Below are 8,968 nucleotides of genomic sequence, written 5' to 3'. Positions count from 1 at the left end.
AAACCGCAAACTAATCTCACCTTTGGTCGGGTCGCTCAGGGCTTTGCGACACTTTTAGTTAGGATTGGCTCTCCTGCTTGTTCTCCAAAACCTCGCGGTAAGTCTCTTGGTTGGAAATCTGGACGCAAGCGAGATCCTTTTCCGCGCTTTCCCATCATCAAAAAACGCGCTTCTCGTCAAAAAAAGGTCAACAAAGACAACCCTAATACCTAATCCTAAATATTCTCCTTTTCATTCTCTTGGATTTGCTCAGTTCTCCATTCTCTGGGTTGCTTCTTCCTGCTCTTTTTCTGATTTTCTTAATCAACTTAGTCTAGACTCCAGACTGTCAATCAGATTGGGTAAAGTCTAGAAGCTAGAAGTGGAGACGATCCTCGAAGAGGATGGCAAAGCGATTGAGAGCAGGTTTCCAACCCTGAATCGAGCCTCGTCCACTTCTTCGAGATATTCCGCATTGCCAAATAAACCAATTTGAAAGCAGCTTCATCGGAAGGAAAAATCTGTTGAGATTTAATCACCTTCCGCAAACTGCTATTCATCGACTCAATCGCATTGGTGGTATAAATTGCTCTGCGAATCTCGTTTGGGAAAGCAAAGAAGGGGATAATGTGCACCCAATGACTGTGCCAAGATTTGGAGGCGGCTTTGTCCTTTCTTCGCCATCTGCGGTTCAAACTCACCTTAGCGATCGCGGGGGACTGCGATTTCGGCGTAGCCGAAGTCTCCTTGGAGCTTTTTCTGGCTATAGCCATTGCGACTGTTGCTTTGTCCTTCTGGTTTGGATTGATGCTTCTTGTACCCTAGATGGGTTGATAATTCTGCTTCCAAGGCTCGCTCCACCAACGCAGTCGTTAGTTGCTTCAGGATTCCTCCTTCTCCGAATATTGCGGCTTTCATTATGAGTACGAGCAAAAATGGTGGTCTGAAATATATACAAAATTCAGGCTTTAGCTGTACGGGGTCAACTGAAAACCGCAATAGGTCGGGTGGAGTTTTACATTCTTGCAACAATTTATCTAGCAATTCTTTGCGTATATTCATCTGTTTTTAGTGTTGGTATTGTGTGTCTAGATTATCTCTCTCCATACATCCCAGACTTTACACATCTCACTTTACTCTCTCCTTGGTTCTGGCTCAAAAGAGCTGATAGCAAACGCGAGTTACGCTTTGTTATTTCTTCTCATCCCTAATTCTGGGGCTTATCTAATTATTTTAGGGCGTAAGCGTTGGGCGATTGAGGCTTTCTTCAAAGCCATCAAACATCGCTTTGGTTTGCATTGTTTTGGGCAGTCTACAAAACTTGGCGTTTTTCGTTGGTTGATTCTATCTCTAATTGCTTATCTTTTAGCTCATTGGATCGATCAATGGTCACTTCCTCCTGTCTTGGACTGGAAAACTGCCTCTGATTTAATCCTTTCGGTTTTATTCCCTTCTGTTCTTTGGTTGAAACTTCTCAGATATATCCGCATTAGCGCCGATATTGCTGCTCGTCATGGCTTTGTAATTGTTCTCAAACCTATTCCCATTAGATATTCAGGAATGCTGCAAGATCTGAGTGATCTTTCTTCCATCTCTCTCATCCCCTTTCTTACCTGAATTCTTACCTTTATCTGTTTCACTAGATAGGTTTAGAGTTGAAAGTGACGGTGGCGAGTTAAAAATTCAAGCAATTGGAAGATAAAGAAAATGGTGATTTCTCTTGCAGAACCGATTTCATGATAGAATCATTGGCTGATTTGTTTTAGCTGCAATCACATCAACAGCTATAGATTGATACTCTAAACCCACAATTTCTTATATGTAAAGTTAACCCTCTAACATATCATATTTTCGGTTCTGCAAGAAGTTTATTAAGGTAAAAGTTCCTCAATCTTTTGGTTTTTGATTTTTCTTAACTAATTTAAGCACTGCTATATATAGCCAGTTGTTTGATTTGTTCAAAATGTTTGATTTTGTTTTAAATATATACATTGGGGCTATTAGATTTTGGCTATAATCAGTTTGTATTATCAAAATTAAGAATAGGAGATTTCTGTCATCTCTAAGCGATCATTAAAAGCCTCAGCAGCAGGTATCAAGCAAGCTAAAAAGCGGTTTGCTCAAAAAGGTTGGACTCAAGATTATCTTGCAGAAGAAGTGGGTATCAAAACACGGCAGCCAATTTGGCGTTTTTTTGCAGGAAAACCAGTCGATCGTTACACATTTTTTGAAATTTGTGCAAGGCTAGATTTGGATTGGGAAGAGATCGTCGTCAAGGGACTGATAGAGGATGATGAGCCTGCGGACAAACTTGAAACTATTCCTCATGCTGCTGATCTAGCGAACATTTCTACAGTTTCTAGTATCCCTGTAGAAGTTGATAAACGACATTACGGACTGAACGAAAGCATCCACTATTACTGCGCTCAAAGATCTGCCGAAGTCTTAAAACGAGATATTAAAGACTTGCGACTGATTACTTGTAATTTAGACAGTGGTTGTTCTCTTGCCGCCATTCATAATGGTCAGATCATTGATACGGCTACAGGATTCACTCCCTTAGAAGGTTTGATGATTGATTATAGCTCTGGCTCAATTGATACCAATGTTTTAAATGAGATGATGCGACAGGATAACGCCCCTGATGATTCATCAAAGAAAGAAGTAGAACAAGAATCGAGTTTAGTTGCTACTTCTGCGAAATCTAATAATCCAAAATCGGTGGGATCTGCGATTGATACAGATAATTCCAGAGCAAAACAAGCCTTAGATATTTACCTTCATCGTTTGCGATCTTGCCTTGGCTCCATGCTTATGAGTTTAGGTGGTATGGATGCGATCGTGTTTACATCGGAATTAAGTGAGAACTCGGAGATCGTCCGCGAACTTATTTGTCAATCCTTAGGGTTTCTGGGTTTAAAACTTGACTTAAAACAAAATCAAAACGATCCTGTAGATGAAGATATTGCCACAACTCATTCTAAAGTGCGGGTGTTGGTGATTAATCCCCCAGAAGCTTAAGCGATCGCTAAAGCCAGAGTCAAAACCTGTGACGCACGCTGCGCGTGCGTCACAGGTTTTGACTCTGGCTTTTATATTTAATTGTGCCTAGCTAATCACAGCGCAAAGCGCTGGGTGATTGAAAATTCAGTTAAGATCGTTAGAGTAAATCTTGGTAGTCTGATTTAAAAGGGATCTATGCAGTCTAAAGCCGTACAACCTATTGCGCCTATTGCTAAGGATGAATACAACGATAATTTAATCGATCGCCTATTCATTGGGCTGTTTTCTCGCAAGATGGCTCAAGCTTTGGGTAAGGGAACCAAAATCGACGGCTATGATGGCTTTGTTGATTTGTCGAAACAAATTATGCAAGGACGCAATGCTCAAGAGCAGCAGGTGCTTGTAGCGCAAGTATTGCAATCTTTAGTTCCAGCACCCGCTCTATGGGTTGTTCGCACATTCTTTTCTCCGACAAGACTGGTATGTGTGCTTAATGCGTGGTTTGCAGCACAATTGTTTGAGTGGCTAGTGGGTCCCTGTGAAGTCGCTGAAGCTGAGATAAAGCTTGCTGATGGAACGGTGCGATCGCAACCTTCGGCTGTGCATATTAAAAAATGTCGTTATCTGGTGGATAGTGGCTGTGTTGGCATGTGTGTCAACATGTGTAAAGTCCCAACTCAAACATTTTTCACTGAGAAGTTTGGTATCCCCCTCACCATGACCCCCAACTTTGAAGATTTAAGTTGCGAGATGATTTTTGGACAAGTTCCCCTCACTTCTGAAAATGACCCTGACTACAATCAACCATGTTTAAAGCAACAATGTCCAACAGCAAGCTTTTCTAATGATGCATGTCCCAAGCTAAATTAGCAAACTCATCAAAACCCAAAAGAGTAATGGCGGGGCTTCGCTCTGCCATTACTCTTTTGGGTTTTATGTCCTCAGAAAAATTTGCATTATCCCAATTCACAAAAGTGTCATCACACTTTTGTGAATTAAAAACCAAACCCAGTAAGGTTTTTTAATTCACAAAATGGCGTAGCCGTTTTGTGTTTTGGTATTAGAACTGGTAGCTAGTGCTGAAATACACAGCAGCATCTTGGAGATTGTTACCTCGTCCTTGTAAGTTTACAAATGGAAGTGCAGCATCAATCCGCATCACAAAGTTTTTAATTGGCTCGATAATCACACCCAATCCTCCAGCGGCAAGAAAATTTTGTGATGATGAAGGTGTAGGATTATTACCATTATTCCAAATTGCGCCGAGATCGATAAATGGAGCTATTTGGAGAATCGATCGCTGAGTCTCTTGATCGCGAACCGCCACTAAGCGAGTTTCGAGGCTGAGGCGAATCCCATTGTCTCCTGATCGTGAATTTTGTCGAAATCCGCGTAGTGACTGTCCGCCGCCAATCGTAAATTGTTGCGATGGTAATAAAGGATTAGCGGATAGTTGCGAATCTATAGAAGCAATCAGGAGTGCATCTGAGCCAAGTACTTGCACTCGTTGAGCCTGTCCTAGCCAGCTAAAAAAGCTAGCAGTTGGTGTTACTTCAGCATAAGTGGCATTAAATAATCCTGTACCAAGATTGAATTGCGATCGCAAAGACCATGCACCATCTTGATCGCGTAGGGTATAGTCTTGTCCGAAGCGAAATACGCTGGTGGTGCTGATCCCATTTGCATCGGGTCCAATACCAAAGGGGGTTGCAAGGTTCTCGAATAGGAAGGTTTGTCCAGTTTGATGGGCGAAGCCTAGTGATAGAGCAAACTCTTCACGGGGATTGCGAATTAATGGTTGGCGATAAACGATATCATAAAGACTGCTTGCACCCCGAATATTAAAGGCAGCAAAGTCTGGATCGGTAATCCGATAATTATTTGGTGCGTAGCGAATGGCTACAGTTCCATTCATGGGGTTAACAGGAATACTGTAGCTAAAATCATAGAGATTAGATCCACCTGTAGTGCTGCGATAGTAGGATGCTGCTAGCAAATCGCCAAATCCTGTAAGGTTACGATAGGTTAATGCTGCGCCCATTCGTTCGGAACCAACAGCGACAGGTGAGTAATTGTCAAAGCTGACGGAACCTCCAAACTGATTTGCCTCTTCAACCTGAACAACTAGCAAACTTTTACCTGCTTCGCTACTGGGTTTAAGACTAGAGGCGATATTTTTGAATAAAGGATCGGCTTTTAATAGTCGCAATTGATCCTCGACAGAGTTAGCATTGAAAGGCTTCGATATCCCTAATTCCACTCGCGATCGCACATAGTCGGGATTGGTTTGGACAGTACCTACAATATCAACTCTTTCTATTTGTCCTTCGATCACTTTGATGTGAGCAACTCCATCAACGATGCTTTGAGGATCGGTTGGGTCAAACTGAGCAAGCGAGTTGATGTAACCATTGCTGATATACAGTTGGGTGATGGCTTCGGCAGCAGCTTTAACTTGCTCTGGAGTGACAGATTGACCTTGGAGTGGCTGAAGTATAAGTGCGATCGCCTCAGAATTAAGGACAGTATTACCAATCAACTGAACTTGATTGATAGTTTGTGCTTGGGCGATCGTGGTTTTGGTTGTCTTGGTTATTGTCTCATTTAGCTTTGCATTCTTTGGGTTTAATGCGATCGTTTCAGCATAGCTGGGTAGCACAAAATATCCTGAACTAATTATGATTGTCCACAGTAAGCTCTTGATGGAGTCTTTTGTTTGATTGGTCATTATTCTGCTCACACCATTTAATCATTCTGTTGATGTATTTCATGCCTATAATATAGACTGAAACAAACTGCGCGGTAAAAGCATATAACCATTAAGCCTGCATAGGCTCAGATTATCAATTTACTTTTTTTGGAAAAGTAAATCGTGGATTTTGGCATTTAATCCTTGAGAAACCTCGCAAATTTTGGAGATTTGCGAACCTTAAGCAAAATATTTTTCTTGTCTTTTTTAGTTTCAAAGGTGACATCTACTAGATCGATATATTCATTGCCAATAAATTTACCGATTAAACGACGGATTGCTAATTTAATCACCTCTTGGTTACTCGATTCATTAATGATACTGATATCGGCATCTTTCCAAATCTCATTAGCGTTGATCACTAAATCTCCACCATCCTTATTCATAAACTCGACGATTGCGATCAAGAATTTATCAAAGCGCTGGAATTCAATGTCATCGGCTGAGAGAAATGCGATCGGAGTTAATGATGGTAAAACCAACACTTTCTTCTCATCATGGCGACGAGTCTCCTTGTTAGGATCTATGTCTGGCTTTGGTGTTATGACAGGTGGGATAACGACTGAGTCGTTGGTTGAGCTAAAGTCGGCAGTGGGTGGGACAACGACTGAGGTGTTGGTTAGCCTAAAGTCTGCGGCGGCGGTGGAGCCTGTTACTGTAGCTGTAACGTTGTAAGTTCCCGATGTGGAATTAGCTCGGAAAGCTTCAGCAGTGGCTATACCTCCTGTAATTGTTGCTGTGGTGGTGCTGGTTGCACCAAACAGACCGGATGCTAGGGTGTTGGGTGCTGTAAAGGTAACTGTTCTTCCATCCACCGATCCAACAGAATCAAAGCTGACAGCAACCCCTAAGAGATTCCCAAATAATGTGTTAACAGTGGTACTTTGTGGTGTGGTTCCGTTGATAGGAGTGAGAGTAAATCCTCTCGACTCAAATGCACCAATGTCACGAGTACCATTAACTGTAAGGATACCGCGTTGGTCGGATGTGGTGGGAATTGCACCACCTGTGGTGCTGCTTGCATCAATCGCAATACTGTCAGGGACAAGGGCAAATGTTTGCGTGAGGCTGCCATTATTAGCAAGGGTGGTACTAATTACAGTGCTAGCTGCTCCAGTCGGAGTGATCGGCGTTACGCCTGTAACAGTTCCATTGCCACTAATGCTAATGCCACTTGTTCCATCAGCGCCAACAATATTTGCTCCAGTAAAATTGATAGTCCCCGTTCCCACTGGAGATATTCTATCTGTTACAAAGATTTCAGGATTTCCGACTGTCGAATTACCTAGTATGATGCTATTCGCGATATTAGTTGTACCACCTTCGGTAAAAATAGCTCCCTGTGGATTGGGCGCATTGCCAAAAACAGTGCTATTGGAGATGTTGGTTGTACCTGAGAAGTTAAAGATAATTCCTCTACCATTAACACCTGTTGAATTGCCAGAGAAGGTGCTATTAAAGATATTAGTTGTACCATCCTGATTCAAAACTGCTGCTCCTGCTCTGTTAATTAATGTATTGCCAGAGAAGGTACTGTTAGAGATTGTAGATATTCCACCTCCGCTGTAAAAAGCACCAATTATATTTGCTGAGTTGTTAGAAAAGGTACTGTTAGAGACTGTGGCTGTGCCAAAAGTTGCAATGCCACTTCCTGCATTTGCCGAATTGTTAGAGAAGATACTGTTATCGACATTAAGTATGCCACCACTAGGATTAAAAATTGCCGCACCTTGACCCCCACCAGTATTCCTAGAAAAGATAGTTCTATTAAGGTTCAGCGTCGATCCATCAGCAATATTTGCCCCCCCTGATTCAGAGACAGATCTTCCCTCTGCAACAGTCAAGTCATTTATGTTGACAGTGATATTATTCCCAATATTAAAAATTTGGACAGCATTGTTACCACTGACAGTAGTGTTATTTGCACCTGCACCATTTAATGTCAGGCTTTTATTAATCAGAACTGTTTCTGCTAATGTATAAGTAGAAGCTGCTAAATTTACTGTCGCGCCAGAATTCGCTGCATCCACACCATTTTTCACCGTACCCGCAGCACCCACATTGACCGTAGTCGAATTACCTGCGAGAGTACCTGTTAAAGTAATCGGTGCATTGAGATTGATGGTGGGTGCATTGAGGGCTAAGTTATTTCCAGAAACAGAATTGATTGCCGCATCGACAGTAATCAAATTAGTTGCAGTGAGAGTGACATTACCAACGCCAAGTGCTGTCACAATTACAGCACTATCAATAGTACTAGCACCCGCATTAGCATTAGCTGTAGCAACATCAGGGTCAATCCCACCAGCCGCCACCACCGTAATTGAAGTTGGATCGAGCAGCCAATTACCTGATAAACCCTGCGGAGATGAAGTGTTAACCTGAGCGGTATTGCCCACGATGAGAGTATTTTTGCCAGAAGTCTCAACTAGTCCACCATTACCGCTTTGTGTCCCAGATTTTGCCGTAATAGTGCCATCAAATTTTGTTGTATCGTCTGCCCATACAATTACTTTACCGCCATTGCCATTGGTTAAAGCATCAGCATTAATCGTGCTACTTGCATCAACCGTTGTGGATAGCGACTTAGGTGTTGTGCCAGTACCTTGCAAATCGCCACCAATCAACACCGTACCACCACCATTGATTCCATTTGCATTGATATTGGCGTTTACTAAACCGACGTTATCACCTAAAACTTGGACATTCCCACCATTGTTTCCCGACACATCTAAATTACCCGATGCAATCGCCGTTCCCGATATCTTACCAATAAGTAAGCTTGGTAAATCCACACCCCGCAGCACAGGAGCATTGCCAACTACTTGCTGATCAGCAATCGGTAGTTCGAGACTCATCAAACTGCCTTCATTGGTAATTTTGATGAATTTATTGTCAGGTGTGGCTGCGATCGTAATGTTCCCCTCAGGTGTGGCGATCGTGCCTGTATTTACTACCATACCCCCTACTAAAGTGACACTTTTTCCGATCTTAGTTTGAAGATTCCCTTCATTGGAAATTACCCCTGATGGAGAATTATCCAAACTCGGCAAAGTGTTAGTAAAACCATAGCCTGTTACATTACCCGTGAGGTTGCGAACCTCATCAACGCTGCTATTAATTCCAAACCATCCATTTCCTACTTGGATTCCTGTTGCGGTCGTAGCCGAGAAATTGGCTGGCACATTCAAACTCGCATTAGCTCCAAACACTATTSCCGCAGGGYTAAGAATGAAC

The 8,968-nt window shown here is 42.4% G+C and carries 5 protein-coding genes and 2 pseudogenes; 4 read left to right on the top strand and 3 right to left on the bottom strand.

Going from position 1 to position 8,968, the window contains the following annotated elements; genetic code table 11:
- Positions 1–213: pseudogene (locus tag B9G53_RS15500) on the top strand (transposase); the annotation flags it as partial.
- Positions 214–355: 142 nt separating this feature from the next.
- Here B9G53_RS15500 and B9G53_RS15495 read toward each other — a convergent pair.
- Positions 356–870, bottom strand: a pseudogene (locus B9G53_RS15495) (transposase); the annotation flags it as partial.
- 297 nt (positions 871–1,167) lie between these two features.
- On the opposite strand from B9G53_RS15495, the gene B9G53_RS15490 reads away from it, so the two are divergent.
- The 3 genes from B9G53_RS15490 to B9G53_RS15480 all read left to right on the top strand — a co-directional run bounded on the left by B9G53_RS15490 (position 1,168) and on the right by B9G53_RS15480 (position 3,852).
- Entirely contained in the window at positions 1,168–1,596 is a 429-nt protein-coding gene (locus B9G53_RS15490; RefSeq protein WP_094533861.1) for a transposase, read from the top strand.
- 540 nt (positions 1,597–2,136) lie between these two features.
- Positions 2,137–3,000 carry a hypothetical protein gene (locus B9G53_RS28555; RefSeq protein WP_254923674.1) on the top strand — a complete coding sequence of 288 codons (864 nt, stop codon included), beginning with the start codon at positions 2,137–2,139 and terminating at the stop codon, positions 2,998–3,000.
- Between the two features lie 177 nt (positions 3,001–3,177).
- Positions 3,178–3,852 carry a DUF4033 domain-containing protein gene (locus B9G53_RS15480; RefSeq protein WP_094533857.1) on the top strand — a complete coding sequence of 225 codons (675 nt, stop codon included), beginning with the start codon at positions 3,178–3,180 and terminating at the stop codon, positions 3,850–3,852.
- A 190-nt stretch (positions 3,853–4,042) separates the two neighbouring features.
- On the opposite strand, the gene B9G53_RS15475 is transcribed toward B9G53_RS15480, so the two are convergent.
- Together B9G53_RS15475 and B9G53_RS15470 are read right to left on the bottom strand one after the other, a co-directional pair.
- Positions 4,043–5,710, bottom strand: coding sequence for a ShlB/FhaC/HecB family hemolysin secretion/activation protein (locus tag B9G53_RS15475; RefSeq protein ID WP_094533855.1), 1,668 nt, complete (start codon positions 5,708–5,710; stop codon positions 4,043–4,045).
- A gap of 158 nt (positions 5,711–5,868) precedes the next feature.
- Positions 5,869–8,968, bottom strand: a 3,100-nt coding sequence (locus B9G53_RS15470) for a choice-of-anchor Q domain-containing protein (RefSeq protein WP_303396077.1), incomplete at its 5' end; no start/stop codon positions are given.

The organism is Pseudanabaena sp. SR411 (assembly GCF_002251945.1).
Lineage (GTDB): Bacteria > Cyanobacteriota > Cyanobacteriia > Pseudanabaenales > Pseudanabaenaceae > Pseudanabaena.
This window is presented reverse-complemented; position numbering and strand designations above follow the sequence as displayed.

Bases quoted from the DNA above. Each gene is read 5' to 3' on its own strand.
- B9G53_RS15480 (WP_094533857.1), top strand. From the start codon at position 3,178: ATGCAGTCTAAAGCCGTACAACCTATTGCGCCTATTGCTAAGGATGAA.
- B9G53_RS15475 (WP_094533855.1), bottom strand. From the start codon at position 5,710: ATGACCAATCAAACAAAAGACTCCATCAAGAGCTTACTGTGGACAATC.